Source organism: Gillisia marina (assembly GCF_000258765.1).
Lineage (GTDB): Bacteria > Bacteroidota > Bacteroidia > Flavobacteriales > Flavobacteriaceae > Gillisia > Gillisia marina.
Map to the genome: position 1 here is coordinate 1 of NZ_AJLT01000001.1, position 18,566 is coordinate 18,566.

The window sequence follows — 18,566 nt, forward strand, 5'->3', positions numbered from 1 at the left end:
CTACATCGACGAATGGTAAATTTTCAGGTTATCTAATAAAATGAATACTATCTAAATGAGTTAATTCCTTATTATATTAAAGGCACCTTATATTTTGTAACTTTCCTTTAAATTATATAACTATGAAAAATACGTACACTACAAGCTTAAATCTTCCGATAACAGATTACGGACTTCTATTTTTAAGAATTGCTATAGCTGCATTAATGCTTGGTCATGGAATCCCGAAACTGACAATGCTTTTCGGATCGCAAGAAATTTCCTTTGGAGATCCAATTGGGATAGGACAAACTGCTACACTTACCTTAACTGTATTTGCTGAAGTAATCTGTTCTATTTTAATAGCAGTTGGGCTGGCTACAAGATTAGCAGCTTTTGTATTAGCATTCACAATGGCAATAGCATTTTTTTGTAGTACATGCAGCAGATCCTTTTCAAAATAAAGAATTAGCTCTAATCTATTTAGTATTGTATATATTTATAGGTATTGTAGGTAGTGGTAAATATGCTTTAGATCATTACTTTCTTAAAAAATAAAAATTCTCTAAAATTTAAATTGATTTCAAAAAAAATGGGGTAAAGCTAATTTAGCTTTACCCCATTGATACGATTAATAGATTCGGATTTATTCAGAATCCATCATTGCGAAGAATTTATCAAGATTTGGAATAATAACTATTCTAGTTCTTCTATTTTTTGCCATGTTATCTTTATTAGTATTTTCTACTAAAGGAGCATAACTACTTCTTCCCGCTGCAATTAATTTGGCAGGATCTACATTATACTTGTCCTGTAATGCTCTTACAATAGAAGTAGACCTTCTAACACTTAAATCCCAGTTGTCTTGAATATGAGATCCGGGAACCATAGTTTGAGAATCTGTATGTCCTTCTACCATAACTTCCATGCTTGGTTCAGAATTTATAACTTCTGCTAATTTTTTCATCAAACCATCAGCTTTGTTATTTAATCTATAGCTACCGCTTCTAAAAAGCAATTTATCTGAAACATTAATCATTACTACCGTTTTATCTACCGTAATTTGTACATCATCACTTTCTGAATCTTCAGTAATAGATTGCTTCAAATTATAAGAAACAGCAAGATTGATGGAATCTTCTAGTGTAGTAGCCTTGCTTAATTCATTTTGATCTACTTTAGCTAAAGTAGCTCTCATTTGCTTTTTCGTTTTATTGGACATAACGGTAAGATCGTTCATCTCCATTTTTTCATCATTAGACTCTTTTAAAGAGTTGATTTTTGCATTGTAATCTGCAACACGAGCTTCAATAGCATCTAATTTTGCTTGAGCTTCTTCTTTTTCCATCGTAGTACGCTGCAAATTACTTTGTGTATTAGATAATTCACTTTCTAATGCAACATACTTTTTCTTAGAAACGCAAGAAGTTAATGTGGCTGCAGATAATACTGTAACTAATAGGATTTTTTTCATATTATAGATTTAATTAAAAGGTCATTATATATTTTAATAATTTGATGTTATAATTTTCATTCAGACCCTATTGCCTCTTTAAGCGATAACAATGCCAATGAATATGGCCTGATATTACATTTAGGGTAAAATCATTATTAAAGTCAAGATTTTAATAATTTAATTGTTCAAAATCAATTGTTTAGTGGGTGTTCTTGTAAATTCTCTATGTTTTAGAGTGGAGATTTTTCAGTTTTTTATGAAAACTCAAAGTCGTTATACGTGTGGAATTCTTATAGAAAGTGGGAATATTTGCCACAGTTTTGGTTCTTATAATACTTAGAGCGAGTTAGATTGATCTACTGAAATTAACAACTCAATAAGTTGGTAACTCAATTTAAACCTTATTCAGTTCAGTATTTTAATATTGATATTTACGCTTCTTTCCTAATCGAATACCAAAGTTTTCTTTAACAGAACTTTATTAAATACCTTAATTAATTACCCTAGCTTAAGCTTCTTTATAAGAATACTTTACAATAAATTTGTAATCTAGTTCCCACGACAATTTGAAAACAGAAACAACCAAGACAAAACGATTCTTCAAGATACTAGGAAAAATAGCTCTTGGTCTCTTACTATTTATACTGCTACTTCTATTATTTATTCGAAGTCCCTGGGGGCAAGGAATTATAGTAAATAAGGTGATATCTTATATTTCAGAAAAAACCAATACCCTGGTTAGCTTAGACCAAGTGTTCATCACTTTTTCTGGGGATATACAAATAGAAGGGCTTTATTTTGAAGATAAGAAGGGAGATACTTTAATCTATTCCAAATCACTGGATGCAGATATTCCGCTCATGCCCTTAATTAAAGGAAGCGGGATTGTTGTTAATTCCCTAGATTGGGAAGGATTAAACGCAAATATTTATAGAAAAGATTCTCTGGAAGGTTTTAATTATGAATTTTTGGTAGATGCGTTTGCTTCTACAGATAGCACCGTAGTAGATACTTCAACTGCTTCGGCTCCATTGAATTTAAAGTTGGGAGATTTCAATTTTAATGATTTTAAAATTTCATTTATCGATAAAGTCGGTGGAATTGAAGCTGATGTGCAATTAGGAAACTTTCAGTTAGAAATGAAAGAAACCGATTTGGAGAATATGAAATTTCAAATTTCCAACGCCCGCTTATCAAATTCTTCCATAGTTTATCTTCAAACCAAACCATTTCCGGAGTCAGAGGAGAACACATCTTCTCCTTTACCATTTATAAGTTTGGAGAATTTAGAAATTGAAAGTGTTAGCGCTTATTACAATGCAACTCCAGATGGCTTAGCTACTAAGTTGGATATTGGCACATTAAAAACTTCTATTCCAAAAATGGACCTTGTTAATAATGATGTATTTATAGATGAGCTTTTCCTGAAGGAATCTGATATTGTTTTAGAGCCTACAACACTTACAGATCCAAAAGTGGCTGAAAAGCCTAAGAATACAGAGCAATTTATAGAAGATTTTGTTTGGCCTAACTGGACTGTTCAAGTAAATAAGGTCTCTTTTATAGAAGATCAATTCACTTATTTGGTGGATGGAGCAATCATTAAATCTGATGTTTATAATCCTAATGCGCTTGCTATTGAGGATTTTAATTTTGAAGCCTCAAACATCTATTTAAAAAATGAAACAGCCGGAGCCAATATTAAAACCTTGACTTTCAAAGAGAGTTCGGGATTAAATCTTAAAGAGCTAACTGGAGATTTAAAGGTTTCTGATACTAATTTAAATGTTGATGGACTTCAACTAAAACTGAATGATAACCGGTTAAATGCGAATGCTGAGATAAAGTATAGTAGCATCACGCAGCTTATAAATAATCCTGAAAAGATAGATATCGCTGCAGATATTTCAAATTTTAACGCAGACATAAATGATCTATTCGTCTATATGCCCGAGTTAAAAGAGAATGAATATATAAGAGCATTAGCTGCCAAAAATTTATCTGGGAATCTAAAATTAGAAGGGTCCGGCAGTTCTTTAACCGTTTCCAACGCAGCTATAAAATGGGGAAATACTACTTCCTTAAATGCAAATGGTAGTATTAATAACCCAATGGATGTAGATAATCTGAGTTACAATTTTCGAAATGTAAACTTTAAATCTAGCCGGGCAGATCTTAAAAGATTTGTTAGTGAAGAAGATTTAAGAGTGGAGTTTCCTACAGCAGTTTCTTTAAAAGGTAGTTTTACAGGCGATTTAACTTCATTGAAGACGAATTCCTATTTAACGACATCTAACGGTAATATGAAGATGGTAGGGGATTTTAATTTCGATGATGAAATAGCTTTCGATGCACAATTTGAGACTATGGAGCTTCAGTTAGGTAAGTTTCTAAAGATGGATAATGTTGGAACTCTTAATTTAAAAGTCAATGCAAGTGGTAATGGAAAGGACTTAAATAATTTAAATGCAAATCTAGAGGCTACAATTACAAGCCTATCACTTAATAATTATAGCATAAAAGATCTTAAACTTAATGGTGAGTTTTTAGATGGAGAAGGGCCAATTACTGCTAACTATAAAGATGAAAATTTAGATATCGCTCTAGATGGTTATGTAAATTTAGATACCATTGCCTCTCAAATAGATATGAATCTAGATGTTAAAGGTGCCGATCTTAATGCACTTGGTTTTACTTCAAGAAATATAACAGGTGCGCTTAAATTAAATATGTCTTTTAAAGGTGATTCGGAAAGTTATAGAGTAAATGCCAACGTGAGAGACGGCTTGGCTATTTACGATAATGATTCCTATCTCCTTGGAAATGTTGGGATCACAGCCTATGTTCTACCAGATTCTACTTCTTTGGATATTAATAACAAGATGTTAGATCTCACATTACGATCTAATGCTAATCCTGCAGATCTTTCCACGGCATTAACTAATCATTTTACAAGTTATCTGCACCCAGATAAGATTAGAGATACTCTTATTAATCCTGTCTCCGTTACGTTAAGGGGAAAATTTATTGACACTCCAATTTTAAGTGACGTCTTTGTAACTAATTTAGAAGAGTTGGATACTATCAACATTAAAATGGATTTTAACGAGAAGAATAGAAAGTTAACTGCTTCAGTAAATGTTCCTTTTGTGGATTTCTATGGAATGCAAATAGATAGTTTGGCTTTTAATATAGATTCTGATGCCACACATTTAAACTTCGATTTTGGTTTGAACTCTTTAAATGCCGGACCACTTGCAATTAAAAAGACACTGTGGGACGGAAAGATCACAGATAGGAAGTTGTTTATGGATTTCAGCTCTTTTTATGATGAACAAGAAATCGTTCATGTGAAAACTGAAATTACCGAAGCAAATGATATTCTTTATTTGCATATAAATCCCGAGAATTTAATTTTAAATGGTTTGCCTTGGAATGTTCCTGTGTCTAATGAAATTTCGCTACTGGATACTAGAATAGATTTTAAAGATTTTAAATTCACGCATGAGAATCAGGTGATGAGTTTTTATTCTGATAAGCCCGGAGTAACTAAGGAACATGTAGGAGTCGATTTTACGAATTTCACCCTTCAAACAGTTTTAAGCTATTTGGATCCTGAAGAGTATCTCGCAAAAGGAATTTTAAATGGAGAGTTGGTAGTTGAAGATCCATTTTCTGAAACAGGAATCTTGGCTAATTTAGAAATTTTAAACTTGGAAGTGCTGGATGCACCTTTAGGTAGGCTTGTTTTAAATGCAAAATCTAAAGGAAATAAAAGCTACGATTTTAATTTAGCTGTAAAAGATGGAAATGTAGATTTAGATTTAACCGGAGATTATATAGCCGATGAAGTTGCCGCAAAATTAAACCTAGATCTGGATTTAAATAAATTCGAATTAATAGCTCTGGAAGGATTTTCAGGTGGAGAAATCACAGATGGGGAAGGTGTTTTGTCGGGTAATATGAAGCTAAGTGGTACCACTTTAGAGCCTATATATAATGGAACCTTTAAATTTAATAACGCAGGCTTCAAAGTAGCCATGCTAAATGCCGGATTTAATTTTCCGAATGAAACTTTGGTAGTAGATAATAAAGGTTTGTATTTCGATAATTTTGAAATTCAGGATGAAAACAATAATTCCTTTGTAATGGATGGAACTATTTTTACTGAAACCTATCTGAATCCGAGATTCGATCTAAGTTTTGAAGCTACTAATTTTACAGTTTTAAATTCAACAAAAGAAGATAACGACTTATTTTACGGAACTGCTAGTTTCGATGCTACTGCCACACTTACCGGGGATCTTTTATTACCTAAACTAGATCTTGATCTTAAGGTAGGTCCAGATACCGATGTAACCTACATCGTTCCAGAATCTGAATTAAATATTGTTGAAAGAGATGGAATTGTGATTTTTGTAAATCGAGAAGATCCGGATGATATTCTTACCAAAACAAAGGAGGAATCGGTGGTGATTTCCGGTTATGAAGTAAATGCTACTATTTCTATAGATGATGCCTCTGTCTTTAATATGGTGATAGATCAGGAAACGGGAGATAATATTCAAGGATCCGGGGAAGGAGATCTTTTCTTCAGCATTTTACCAAATGGACGAACTACATTATCAGGTCGGATAGAAGTGAGTAAAGGGCATTATGAAATGAGCCTTTATAATTTGGTGAAAAGGAGATTCGAAATTGTTGATGGAAGTAGTATCACTTGGTCTGGAGACCCTTTTGATGCCAACCTAGATGCGAGTGCAATTTATAGGGTGGAAACTTCGGCTTCGGGTTTAATGGCTCCACAATTAGGTGGTGCAGACCAATCTGTGGCTGGTAAATTTAGACAGGAATTAGATTTCTTAGTTTATTTAAATGTAGATGGCGAATTAATGCAACCTGTATTAACCTTTAATCTGGATATGCCGGAAGATGAACAAGGAGCCATTGGAGGGCAGGTTTATGGAAGAGTTCAGCAATTGAATCAGCAGGGAGATGAGCTTAACAAACAGGTTTTCTCATTATTGGTATTGAATAAATTTTTTCCAAACCCTGGTAGTGATGGTAGTGGAGGTGGAGCAGAAGTAATTGCCAGAGATAACTTGAATCAGGCACTTTCAGATCAATTAAATATGTTATCCGGAAAAATCCTTGGAGACTCCGGCTTAGAATTAGATTTCGGCTTGAATAGCTTTACAGACTACCAAGGTGAAAATCCTCAAGATCGAACACAATTAAATGTAGCGGCTCAAAAGAAACTATTGGATGACCGGCTTATAGTAAGAGTTGGGAGTAATTTAGATATTCAGGGAAGCGATCAGTCTCCGGGAGAAAGCAATGCCATTATAGGAAATGTGAGCTTAGAATACCTATTAACCGAAGATGGTAAGTTTAGACTTAAAGGTTTCAGAAATAATACATTCGACAATGTTATAGACGGTCAACTAATTGTTAGTGGTATTGCATTAATCTTCACTCAAGAATTCAATAAATTTGAAGAGTTATTCGAAAAAGCGGTAAAAGAACAGGTTGATAAAAATGAAGATAAAAAATAAATCCTTTATGAAATTTGAAAATTCATTTTTATTAAAACGTTCACTTATAGTTCTAGGCTTCGGTTTAATTTGCGCTTGTAGTGCTAAAAAATATGTTCCTGAAGATAAACTTTTATATACCGGTGCAGAAGTAGTTATAAATTCAGAAGACACTATTCAAGGCATAGATGAGTTGCAAGGAGAACTTGAAGCTGTATTGCGACCTTCGCCGAACACAAAGGCATTAGGCTTGAGACCAGGTCTTTATTATCATTATAAGGCTCAAAGGGAGAAACCAGGGTTTATAGTAAAATTTTTAAATAAGAAAATTGGGGAAGAGCCGGTTTACTCTTCCAGAGTAGATTTATCGCAAACTGAAAGTTTAATCTATAACCGCCTTGAGAATCGTGGATTTTTCTTTAGTGAAGTTACTTCCAACATAGAAGAGAATGAAAAGGTAAAAGAAGCTTCCGCCACGTATAATGTAAGACTTTCTGATCCCTATTTACTGAAGAATTATAAGTTGGATAGCGATAGTTTGTTGGTTTATAAAGACATAAGTAGAAGTTTGGATAAAACTCCTATAAAGCCGGGAATGCGATATGATCTTTCCAAGCTTAAACTAGAAAGGGAACGAATTGAAGGAGATTTAAAACAGAAGGGCTATTATAATTTTAGTCCAGGCTTGTTGATTTTTGAAGCAGATACCAATCAATATTCTAATAATAGGTTCGATCTATTTTTAAGATTGAAAAAAGATGTGCCTCAAAAAACCATAGTTCCTTATAAGATCGCGAAAGTAAATATATTTCCAAATTATGTAGTTGATACAGATTCTATTAGGAAAGACACTATCATTTATGCCGATAAGAACTTTATACAGGAAACCGAATATTTTAAACCAAAACGATTAGATCCTTTTATTTTAATTGAAAAAGATCAATATTTTAATCCCACGATATCCAGAAGAACAAGTAGAAGACTAGCGACTATAGGGGCGTATAAGTTTATAAATATTAGATATGACGAAATAGATTCTCTGTCTACAGATAGCCTAGGGATCTTAGAAGCAAATATTTTTTTATCTCCTTTAAACAAAAGGGCTATTAGAGCAGAATTACAGGCCGTAACAAAATCTAATAATTTTGCAGGACCTAATCTAGAGCTTACTTATGTAAATAGAAATTTGTTTAAAGGAGGAGAAATTTTAAATATTACAGGAAAATTTGGTTACGAATTTCAGATAGCAAAAGGAAATCAATCCGGATTTAATAGCATCGAATTTGGATTAAAATCGGATCTAATTTTTCCGAGATTATTATTCCCGATTTCTATTAGTAAAGATTTCTTTCAATATGCTATTCCTAAAACCAGAATAAGCTTAGGAGCCGATTTTTTGAATAGAACCAATCTTTTTAGCCTTACTTCTTTTTATTCAAGCTTCGGGTATTTCTGGACTGCAAATAAATACGTTACCCATGAGTTCAATCCTATCTCTGTAAATTTGTTAGACTAACCAATACCACTCCGGAGTTTGAAGCTATCTTGGATGATAATCCTTTTTTAAGGACTAGTTTTGATCAACAATTCATAGCTGGACTTACCTATTCTTTTACCTATAATGGGATGGTAGATGTTTTTAAGAAGCATCAGTTTTACACTAATTTTAATTTAGATGTCGCTGGGAACACCCTTAGTCTTTTAAGTGGAAGTAAAAACGAAGATGAACCTAGTACTTTTTTAGGTTCCGAATTTGCTCAATATGCTAAAGCAGATGTAGATCTTAGGTATCATTTTAATTTTGGGAAAGAACAAAAGATTGCAACTCGTTTTTTCGCAGGTCTTGGATTGCCTTATGGAAATTCTGATGTTATGCCATATACCAAACAATACTTTTCTGGTGGACCTTATAGTGTAAGGGCATTTAAAACTCGCTCTTTAGGACCGGGAACTTATGTGCCCGAGGTAGATGAATTCAATTCTTATTTCGATCAAACTGGAAATATCCGTTTAGAAGCGAATGTAGAATATCGATTTCCAATTTACTCCTTCTTTAAGGGTGCTTTATTTGCAGATGCCGGAAATGTTTGGAACACAAAAGAGAATGAAGCTTTGCCGGGAGGAGAATTTACCGGAGATTTTATCAATCAGTTAGGTATTGGTGCAGGAGCCGGCCTTCGAGTGGATATTCAAAGTTTTGTGATAAGATTCGATCTTGCTGCAGCACTAAAGCGACCAACAGATGGAAAAAAGTTTAATTTCGATTATGCAAATCCTGTTTTGAATTTTGCGATTGGCTATCCTTTTTAATGCTGAAGCTTAACTCCAAAAGCCAGATCTCCAGCATCGCCTAGCCCGGGAACTATATAGCCTTTATCATTCAACTCTTTATCTACCGTAGCGATCCAGAGTTTTGTTTTTTCAGGAAAATGCTTACTTATATAATCTATCCCTTGTTGGGAACCAATTACAGAAGCTAAGTGAATCTCCTTAGGAGTTCCCATTTCCTTCAGTGCGTTATAAACATTAACAAAAGATCTTCCTGTAGCAAGCATAGGATCGGCAAGGATGAGCGTTTTGTTTTCCAAGGAAGGGGAAGCTAAATACTCTACTTTTATTTCAAACTCATTTTCAGAAGTGTGATGCCTGTATGCCGATATAAATGTGTTTTCTGCAGTATCAAAATAATTAAGCAAGCCTTGATGCAATGGTAGGCCAGCCCTTAAAATGGAACATATTACTATATCTTCCTTGGGTAAATTACAAGTTGCATTTCCTAAAGGAGTTTTAATAGCTACAGAATCGTAAGAAAGAGCTTTGCTTAGCTCATATCCCAATACTTCTCCAACTCGTTCAATATTTCTTCGGAAACGCATTCTGTCTGCTTGCGCAGAGACATCACGTAGTTCAGAAATAAATTTATTTAAAATAGATTGGTTTTCACCTAGATTGATAACTTGCATTAAAAGGATTTTGGATAAATTTAAGTAGAATATTTAGTAAGCTATTCATTCAGTTCAATAAAATCTGCTTTTTTATAATTCATGGTGTTATTTTTGATATTATAGATTTTTTAATTGTTATTTAATTTTATTAAATGAAATTACCTGTTATTCTTTTCATATTCATGCTTGGATCTACTCTTGTATTTTCGCAAGAAACTCCCGTAAAGTCCACACCTATTGAAAGGGCAGGAACTTCTTTTCCGCCACCTAGTGAAGGATCTGCAATCCCGGCAAGAAAATCTACTAATCCATTTTTTAAGGCAAAGGAGAGAACTTCAAATTTACCCTCAGAGAAAAAAGAGACTTTTAGTATGAGAACTGATAATGATCTTTTAACTGCCGGAGATTTTATTGAAAAAAAATGGACAGAAGATAAAAGAATCAGCGAAGAATTTAGAAAAGATCAATATTTGGGAGATTTTAAAACTAAAGGAAGTTATGTAGAAGTTTTATGCAGAGATTATCAATATGTAGATGGCGATAAAGTTCGGGTGTACGTAAATGGAAAAATGATTGAATCTGTTATAGAATTGCAAGCTAATTATACACCTATCCTAGTAAAATTGGAAAGCGGTTTTAATACCATAGAAATTGAAGCACTCAATCAAGGGAGTTCCGGGCCTAATACTGCAGCTTTTAAGATTTATGGAGATCAGGGAGAATTAATTACTTCTAATGAATGGAATTTGCTCACCGGGGCGAAAGCCAGTGTGATCTTTGTGAAACAGTAATTTCAAAGTAGCAGCAAAAATTAAGAGTATTAAAAAAGTCCCGAAATACTATTTCGGGACTTTTTTATTTTATACTAAACAGATTAATCATCTGCGATATCTTCCAATCTTTTAACCGTGGAAACGGTGTTTTTTATTTCATTCAATTGGTTGGTGAGCATTGCTTTTGTTCTTGGAGCAAAATGTCCTTTTTTCAACTTCTCTTCATATTCCTTAACACTTGCTTTCTCACCTCTAATGCATTCTTCAAGTACAGCTTCGTCGTCATTACCACTTAAAGCAGTTTTAAGATCTATCCATACTCGGTGTAAAGTTCCAGTAGTACTACCTTCCTTCAACTTAGGGTGAGCGTTTAGGTCGTGTAATTCTTTTTCAATTTCCGTTTTAAATCTATTTCGGATAACAGCTTGCTGCTTAAAGAAGTTTTTTAGCCTCGGGTTTTCCGCATCTTCCAATGCTTTTTTAAAACCTTTTTCAGCATCATAATTTTTCTCTAATAGTTCATTAAGATTATTTACAACTTCATCATGTAGCTCTTCTTTTGCTTCTTCTCTAGTGGTTTTCATATTATTTTTATTTAAATTATAATTAGGTAATGTCCTATAAATATACTGTGATAATTACTCAAAAAAAGATAATCGAAATCATATTTTGCAATGGTTTAACAGTATATGTTAAGAACTTAAAAAATAACTTTTAGTATTCCCATTAATCCTTAAGTATTTAGAGAACAATGTGATAACTATAACAGGTAAATTCTATATTTATTTTTGAATTATTGAAAATAAGTTATATAATTTTTCCGTGATTGTTCAATTTATTACGAAATTAGTAACGCTTTCTTAATTGAAATTTAATTCTAATACTATTATTATTAATTCTTTGAGTTATGAAAAAAGTTCTTATTTGTATAGATTATAATCCAACTTCAGAGATGGTTGCTGATGCCGGGTACCAACTTTCTAAAGCTCTAAATGCTGAAGTATGTTTACTCCATGTTATTGCAGATGTTCAATATTATGGTGTTCAATATCCAACTTTTATGGGCTATGATGGTTTTGATGCTGAAATAGATATTAATATAAATAAGGAAATGCATCGGGTGGCAGAGAACTTTTTGGAGACCGTTAAAACACATTTAAATGATCCAAGTGTGGTTATCAAAATAATTGAAGGAAATACTGCCGATGTAATACTGGAATACGCATCTCTCTGGAATGCCGATACCATCGTGTTAGGAACTCATAGCCATAGTATTTTAGAGAAAATTTTCATAGGCGATGTAGCTTCAAAAGTATTAAAGAATACTAAAATACCTGTTTATATGGTACCTACTAAAAAGTAGTCTTTCTTTTCAAAATCTAACTATCTCAATTTTATTAAGTATGGATGAAATAAAACTTTATATAGAATATGTTGCAAAAGGAATGGAAGCTATAGGAGTAATTATAATTGCCTTAGGCGCGCTAATAGCAATAATTCGATTTCTTATTTCTCAATTAAAGTTTAAAAATCATCTCTACACTCGTTTAAGGAGAGAGCTTGGTAAAGCAATTCTATTAGGTCTAGAAGTATTGGTGGCAGCAGATATTATTGCAACTGTTGTAACCAGAACCAACGCTTAAAAAAGTCTTTACTCTTGGAGTGATTGTTTTAATAAGAACATTTTTAAGCATGTCCCTGCAAGTTGAAATTGAAGGTAAATTTCCTTGGCAATCTAAAAAGATTGAAGCAACCTCTTCTACTGATTCATAACAATCAAACCCAACTATTAAAATTTAATTTTTTTAGCTACAATTAATTCAAACCCTGCTTTGGATTAATTTTATTTATTATCTTTAAGTCCTTAATTATCAGATTTTTCCCTCCGTATATCCCATTAAAATTTATCCCTAGAATTAAGAAACTCTCATAAGTGAGTAACTCTCATCCTACTAGTTTGTGATTTAAATATTCATTAATAAATAATTTAGTTATGGAATTAACGGGTACAGTGGATACCACCATGAAAGAGGTGCTATCAAAGGAGATTAAAGGACAAGTGATTTTTCCCGAGGACAAAATTTATGAAGAGACAAGAAAAGTCTACAATGCGATGATCAATAAGCATCCGGGAATGATCGTACAATGTATTGATACTGCCGATGTAATTTCAGCAGTAAATTTTGCAAGAGAAAATAAATTATTAATCGCCATTAGGGGTGGAGGCCATAATGGTGGCGGACTCGGTTTATGTGACGGTGGAATGGTAATAGATCTTTCTGAAATTAAATTCGTACGTGTTAATGCTGAAGATAAAACGGTAAGGGTTGGAGCCGGTAATTTATGGGGAGAGGTGGATCATGCTACGCACCCATTTGGCCTTGCGGTTCCTTCCGGAATGATTTCTACTACCGGCGTTGCAGGTCTTACCCTAGGCGGTGGAGTTGGCTATTTGGCCAGAAAATATGGATTGACTATAGATAGTTTAATGGAGGTAGATATGGTTATGGCAGATGGCACGTATCTTACAGTAAATAATCATCAGTACCCGGATCTTTTCTGGGCTGTGCGTGGAGGTGGTGGAAATTTTGGAATTGTTACTTCCTTTAAATTTCAGGGTCACCCTGTAAAAACGGTTTATGGAGGACCTATGCTATGGCCAATCGAGCAAACGGAAGAAATAATGGAATGGTACGATAAATTTATTGAAGATGCTGAAGAAGATCTCAATGGATTTATAGCAACGATGATAATTCCCGGACCACCATTTCCAGATTTTCTTCATAATAAACAATTCTGTGGAATTGTTTGGTGCTACCTAGGCGATTCAAAAAACGCTGAAAAAGTATTTAAACCAATGCGAGATTTGAAACCCATTTTCGAACATTTGGGAGAGATGCCGTATCCTGCACTGCAAACGCTTTTTGATGGATTAATGCCACCGGGATTACAATGGTATTGGCGGGCAGATTTTTTTAATGAATTAGGTCCGGAATTAAGGAAAGCACATAAGAAATTTGGATCTCAAATTCCAACTCCTTTATCACAAATGCATTTGTACCCAATAAATGGTGCAGCAAGTAGGAAAAAGAATTCTGAAACCGCTTGGGCATATCGTGATGCAAAATATGCCGGAGTTATAGTAGGAGTAGACCCAGATCCGGGGAATGCTGTTAAAATAACAAAATGGTGTAAAGATTATTGGGAAGCCTTACATCCGTATTCAGCTGGTGGAGCGTATTCAAATTTCTTAATGAATGAAGGAGAGGAACGTATTAAGGCAAGCTACAAAGGAAACTATGATAGATTAGTGGAAGTTAAAAGGAAATACGATCCTGAAAATTTATTCAGAGTGAATCAGAATATTAAACCTTAATAAATAATAGTATGAAAAATAAAATAATACCATTCCGAAACATCTGGCTTTGCTTGTTAATAGCTGCTATTTTCCCGTTCCTTTCTTTTGGTCAAGAAAGTAATAATAGTTCATTAGAAAAATCTTTAGTAAAAGATGCGAATAGTTCCAGTATTGTTTGGGGACCTTGTCCGGAATTTATGCCCGATGGCTGTGAAATTGCAGTCCTACATGGAGATCCGGCAAAGCCGAATGTTGATATTCTCTTTAAATTACCGGCGAATACCAATATTCCGAATCATATACATAACTCTGCAGAGAGAATGATTTTGTTGTCCGGAGAATTAGATGTTACGTATCAAGGAGAACAAACTCAAACATTAAAAAAAGGAAATTATGCTTATGGTCCGGCCAAAAAGCCACATTCAGGGAAGTGTGGAAACGCAGGCCCATGTGTATTATTTATAGCATTTGAAGATCCATTAGATGCAATTCCTATAAATAAATAATGGATTGAATATATTCTGGTAATTAAACAAAAGAACTGATTTAATATTTTGTTTTTTAAGGCAGCAGATGTTAAAGGAGTAAGGATTTATACGATTATTATTGTACTTTTACGCAACGGTAAACGTATAAATGCCCTTCAAGTAATCTCATTACCCTCAATAACGATAGGATTTATCCATTTTTGAGATCTTTTTGCTTTCTATTCGAGTGTTTTTACGAGTTGCCAGATTTTGTTCACGGAGAACAATTGTATAATAATTAATATTTTAAATAAGAATGGCGAGACCACAAGAAAGTTTTGGTAAAAAAGAAAAAGAAAAGAAGCGTTTAAAGAAACGTGAAGAAAAGCAACGTAAGAAAGAAGAGCGTAAATCTAATGCAAAGAGTGGCGATTTGGAAGATATGTTGGTTTATGTAGATGAGAATGGGCAATTAACAGATACACCACCAGATCCTAATAAAAAGAAGGAAAAAGTAGATGCAGAAAGCATTGTAATTGGTGTTCCTAAAAAAGAATATGTAGAAGAAGATCCTTTCCATAAAGGAAAAGTTGAATTCTTTAACGATTCTAAAGGTTTTGGATTTATTAATGACCTAGATTCTCAAGAAAAATATTTCGTTCACATTAGCGAACTGATCGATGAAGTTAAAGAAGGAGATAATGTAGTTTTCGAAATCGAACGAGGAATGAAAGGTATGAATGCTGTTCGAGTTAAGAAAGGATAGTTTTTTTCTTAAACCTTTACTTTAAATAGGTTACAAGCTAAATTTGAAATTGGCTCTTGCTGAAAGTAAATTTTAGTTTGAATTTTTTAGATGGAATCGAGCTAAATTTGTCATTTAAGATAAAATGTATGTAACTTTAGATGATATTACAATATTATTAATCTCATCTAAGTCGTTTGATTTTTAAATGGAAATAAAAGTTTTGGAACCATCTGAGGTTACATCTGATTACTCTTCAAAAAAGTTCCAGTTAGAACTTGATGGATATATAAATGTAGTAGATACTATTACTGATTCTGAAAAGTTAAAAAGAACAATTATTTTCAACTTTTCAGAATTAGCTAACTTTTATACTTCTGCTTCAGATAAAGAATTTCAAAAAATTTCTTCTGGAAAAGGAAACTCTCAAGAATGCTACTTATTAAATTACGCATTAGCAAAATCTTTTAAGGATCTAATGCTTTTGCATCGAGATGTTTTTCTTCAACTCCACATCGTCTCACATAAATTTCAAGAAAATGTTGTAGATAAACGATCCCTGGAAGCACATCTTATAGAGTCAAAATCTATTCTTCTTCAAGCTTTAAATGCTTTTCAAAAAAATATTGAGCAAGAACATAGAACTATTATTAGGTTCGAAAAAAGCGGAAAAGATATTTCCAGAAAAATAAAACATCATCAAAACCCTTGGCCGGTTTATAAAGATCAATTTGAAAATATTCTAGAGCAAATTCAGCTTATAGATGCTGCCGATAAAACCTTTAAAAAGATAATCGAGATCTTTAACTCGATTAAAAATTATACTGTTGGTTCTTACGAAAATAGTTTAGCAGAAGCTAAAAATTCTGAAGATACCATAGAACAACTTTCAGCTTCGTTAGAAGTTATGAACGATAATGAAGCAATTCCACTTGTTGTTGCTGATATTGATCTTGCCGTAAAAAAAATAGAAACTTCTTCGGGTAGAAAACTGGAAGGTTTTACAGATCTTGTAGAAGATAGGACAAAATCCTTATCGACATTAAACTTTCCAACCGATATCAATGCAGGTCTTCTGCTTATTAAAAAAATAGATTTTAATAAATCTGTAAAGAAATGGCTCGATTATGAGTTATTGCCTTATTTGATAGACTTGTGGGAAAAGCAGAATAATTTAGCCTCCTATTACAAACATAGCCTTCTAAATTTAAAAAGCAGTCTTAAGCTAATTACAAAGAATAAGTCCTTAACACCACTTAATGCTCAAATAGTAACTTTAAAAGAGATCCAAAAAACAATTGGGTTAAATATTACAAAGCAGCAACAAATTATTAGTCAAATTGAATACAAATTAGCTAATGAGCTGTTAGCTACTAATGTTTATAAGCCAGAAGAATTTCTTGAAGTATCATTTCAATCTTCAATAAATCAATATACCACAGAAAGCAGTGGCTTGTTAATAGATTGGTTTCATAAAGCTAAGATTGCACTTAAATCTCTAAACTCATCTTACGAAAAAACGATCTCCTCTCAACAAGATAATTCTATCGAGAAAGCGATTAATTGCATTAAGTTTAGAATGGTTAAGGAAGAAAATGCACATTATGATACCTTGTTTTTAAATAAAAATTTTATAGGTGATTTATTTCTTGTGCCCCGGGTGGAAGAAGAAACCAAACTGTATAATTGTTTTAATGATTGGCAAAAAGGCTTTAATAAGTCTGCATTAATTACAGGAAATAATTTGAGCGGAAAATCTACCCTTATGGAAGATTTCGCGAAAAAGCATTTTGGCAAGGATATTATTCTTTTAGAAACCGATAGCACTATTACTATCGAGGGTAGAAAGTTCAAGACTACAAAGAACTTAAAAGAAGCTTTACAAGAGGTAAATAAGAATATTTATAATACCAAACCGGTCTTGTTAATAGACGATTTGGAATATTGGAGATCTGAAGAAATTAGTTTTTTAGATAATGTAAGGGCACTTGTAAACTTTGTACTTTCAGAATCTGATAGAACTTTCGTGATGGTATCTATGTCTAAGGCGATGCAAAGACACTTAGACCAGAGATTGCCATTTTCTAACGCTTTTACAACCAGATTGAATCTTAATAAAACCAGAACAGAAGAAATATTTAAAGCGGTTTTAATTCGGCATGGAGCTTCTCATAAAAAATTGGTGAATAAAGACATGCATGTAATGTCGCCAAAGCAAATAGAAAATAATGTTCAGGAATTATGCAGTCAGTTTAAAAATAATATTGGTGAAGTTTTACAGGCTTGGGCATATAGCACAAAAATGACCGAGAATAATCTGGTTATTTTTGAGGAAGCTGAATGTAACTTTGAAGATTTTTTTAGTTCAGAAGAGCTCATAATTTTAAAATATGTGTATCTCTACAAATATGTAAATGAAGTATTACTGAAAAATTTCTTGGGTAAAAGTTATAACATCAATTTCGACTCTGGGATTAAAAGACTTGTAAATACGAAGGTTTTATGGAGAAACTCTAATGGAAATCTCATTTTGAATCGGGTAATAACTTCAGATATCTTTGAAATTCTTAGATATAGAGGAACTATAAAATAAATGGAAACTATCACAACATTTTATTCCTGGAAGGGACTACTTTACCTTTTTATAGGACTTTTGGCGCTTTATGGAATTATCAAAATTGTAATTCAAATTATTGAAAACTCAGCCAAGAAAAATCTAGCCAAAAAGCAGTTTATTTTCTGGCTTCGAAACAGTTTGTTCTTTTATACTCCGGCTGCTGTTATCGTTTTTATTCTTGGATTTATCTCTATCAATTACATCACACACAGCATTCTAATACTCATTATTGGAATTTTCGGTTTCCCATATATCCGCAATTATCTAAGCGGTATAATCTTTAAGTCCAATCCCATTGTAAATGAAGGAGCTCTTATTAAATCTGAAAATTTAGACGGAGAGATAAAGCGCCTAATGGTTTTAGGAATGATTGTAAATACAGAATTTGGTGAGCAATACGTGCATTATAGAAATGTTGAGGAATATGGCTTTACCATCAATTCCAACAAAAGCAGTGCTTTAAGACAAACACTATACCTTAGTACAGAGCTTACTCAGGATGCTATTTTGGACTTATTGTTTGATAATCCTATTCTTAATTTTGAAGAAAAGCCAAGCCTCAAAAAGAGTTCAGAATCGGAGCATCTTATTTTAAAATATACGTTAGAATCTGGGGCAACTACCCAAGATCTTATTTCTTTTTTAAATTCAAAAGAAATAGCAACAAGTTTAACCCGTAAAGCGATTTAACA

Annotated in this window: 16 protein-coding genes; 13 read left to right on the top strand and 3 right to left on the bottom strand. The window is 33.0% G+C overall.

Features of this window, described 5'->3' with window-relative positions; genetic code table 11:
* Positions 1 to 122: 122 nt before the first annotated feature.
* Entirely contained in the window at positions 123 to 443 is a 321-nt protein-coding gene (locus ON07_RS13920) for a DoxX family protein (protein WP_010227161.1), read from the top strand.
* Between the two features lie 182 nt (positions 444 to 625).
* Here the strand turns inward: ON07_RS13920 and ON07_RS00010 are convergent, their stop codons facing one another.
* Positions 626 to 1,453: an OmpA family protein gene (locus ON07_RS00010; RefSeq protein ID WP_010227162.1), complete on the bottom strand. Its 828-nt coding sequence runs from the start codon at positions 1,451 to 1,453 to the stop codon at positions 626 to 628.
* Positions 1,454 to 2,136: 683 nt separating this feature from the next.
* On the opposite strand from ON07_RS00010, the gene ON07_RS00015 reads away from it, so the two are divergent.
* The 3 genes from ON07_RS00015 to ON07_RS17505 are packed head-to-tail and all read left to right on the top strand — an operon-like array spanning position 2,137 to position 9,279.
* A complete protein-coding gene (locus ON07_RS00015; RefSeq protein WP_010227163.1) occupies positions 2,137 to 6,990 on the top strand; it encodes a translocation/assembly module TamB in 4,854 nt (1,617 codons plus the stop codon).
* Positions 6,991 to 6,997: 7 nt separating this feature from the next.
* Positions 6,998 to 8,485, top strand: a complete 1,488-nt coding sequence (tamL, locus tag ON07_RS13925) for a translocation and assembly module lipoprotein TamL (RefSeq protein ID WP_316928041.1) — start codon at positions 6,998 to 7,000, stop codon at positions 8,483 to 8,485.
* A gap of 29 nt (positions 8,486 to 8,514) precedes the next feature.
* Positions 8,515 to 9,279 carry a BamA/TamA family outer membrane protein gene (locus tag ON07_RS17505; RefSeq protein WP_316928042.1) on the top strand — a complete coding sequence of 255 codons (765 nt, stop codon included), beginning with the start codon at positions 8,515 to 8,517 and terminating at the stop codon, positions 9,277 to 9,279.
* Here ON07_RS17505 and upp read toward each other — a convergent pair.
* A complete protein-coding gene (gene upp, locus ON07_RS00025; RefSeq protein WP_010227164.1) occupies positions 9,276 to 9,932 on the bottom strand; it encodes a uracil phosphoribosyltransferase in 657 nt (218 codons plus the stop codon). The genes ON07_RS17505 and upp overlap by 4 nt on opposite strands.
* 134 nt (positions 9,933 to 10,066) lie before the next feature.
* On the opposite strand from upp, the gene ON07_RS00030 reads away from it, so the two are divergent.
* Positions 10,067 to 10,705 carry a hypothetical protein gene (locus ON07_RS00030; protein WP_029331244.1) on the top strand — a complete coding sequence of 213 codons (639 nt, stop codon included), beginning with the start codon at positions 10,067 to 10,069 and terminating at the stop codon, positions 10,703 to 10,705.
* A gap of 83 nt (positions 10,706 to 10,788) precedes the next feature.
* Here ON07_RS00030 and ON07_RS00035 read toward each other — a convergent pair whose 3' ends face one another.
* Positions 10,789 to 11,271, bottom strand: coding sequence for a ferritin-like domain-containing protein (locus ON07_RS00035; protein WP_010227166.1), 483 nt, complete (start codon positions 11,269 to 11,271; stop codon positions 10,789 to 10,791).
* Positions 11,272 to 11,594: 323 nt separating this feature from the next.
* On the opposite strand from ON07_RS00035, the gene ON07_RS00040 reads away from it, so the two are divergent.
* From ON07_RS00040 to ON07_RS00070, 8 genes are all read left to right on the top strand, one after another.
* Complete coding sequence (locus tag ON07_RS00040; protein WP_010227167.1) at positions 11,595 to 12,050, top strand: universal stress protein; 456 nt, start codon at positions 11,595 to 11,597, stop codon at positions 12,048 to 12,050.
* A 40-nt stretch (positions 12,051 to 12,090) separates the two neighbouring features.
* Positions 12,091 to 12,330: a DUF1622 domain-containing protein gene (locus ON07_RS17335; protein WP_010227169.1), complete on the top strand. Its 240-nt coding sequence runs from the start codon at positions 12,091 to 12,093 to the stop codon at positions 12,328 to 12,330.
* A 19-nt stretch (positions 12,331 to 12,349) separates the two neighbouring features.
* Positions 12,350 to 12,460, top strand: a complete 111-nt coding sequence (locus ON07_RS17340; protein WP_262486206.1) for a DUF1622 domain-containing protein — start codon at positions 12,350 to 12,352, stop codon at positions 12,458 to 12,460.
* A gap of 220 nt (positions 12,461 to 12,680) precedes the next feature.
* Entirely contained in the window at positions 12,681 to 14,063 is a 1,383-nt protein-coding gene (locus ON07_RS00050; protein ID WP_010227170.1) for an FAD-binding oxidoreductase, read from the top strand.
* Between the two features lie 11 nt (positions 14,064 to 14,074).
* Entirely contained in the window at positions 14,075 to 14,551 is a 477-nt protein-coding gene (locus ON07_RS00055) for a cupin domain-containing protein (RefSeq protein ID WP_029331246.1), read from the top strand.
* Positions 14,552 to 14,828: 277 nt separating this feature from the next.
* Positions 14,829 to 15,278 carry a cold-shock protein gene (locus ON07_RS00060; protein ID WP_010227172.1) on the top strand — a complete coding sequence of 150 codons (450 nt, stop codon included), beginning with the start codon at positions 14,829 to 14,831 and terminating at the stop codon, positions 15,276 to 15,278.
* A 187-nt stretch (positions 15,279 to 15,465) separates the two neighbouring features.
* Positions 15,466 to 17,850, top strand: coding sequence for a P-loop NTPase family protein (locus ON07_RS00065; RefSeq protein WP_010227174.1), 2,385 nt, complete (start codon positions 15,466 to 15,468; stop codon positions 17,848 to 17,850).
* Positions 17,851 to 18,564, top strand: coding sequence for a hypothetical protein (locus ON07_RS00070; protein WP_010227177.1), 714 nt, complete (start codon positions 17,851 to 17,853; stop codon positions 18,562 to 18,564).
* The last annotated feature ends 2 nt before the right edge of the window (positions 18,565 to 18,566 follow it).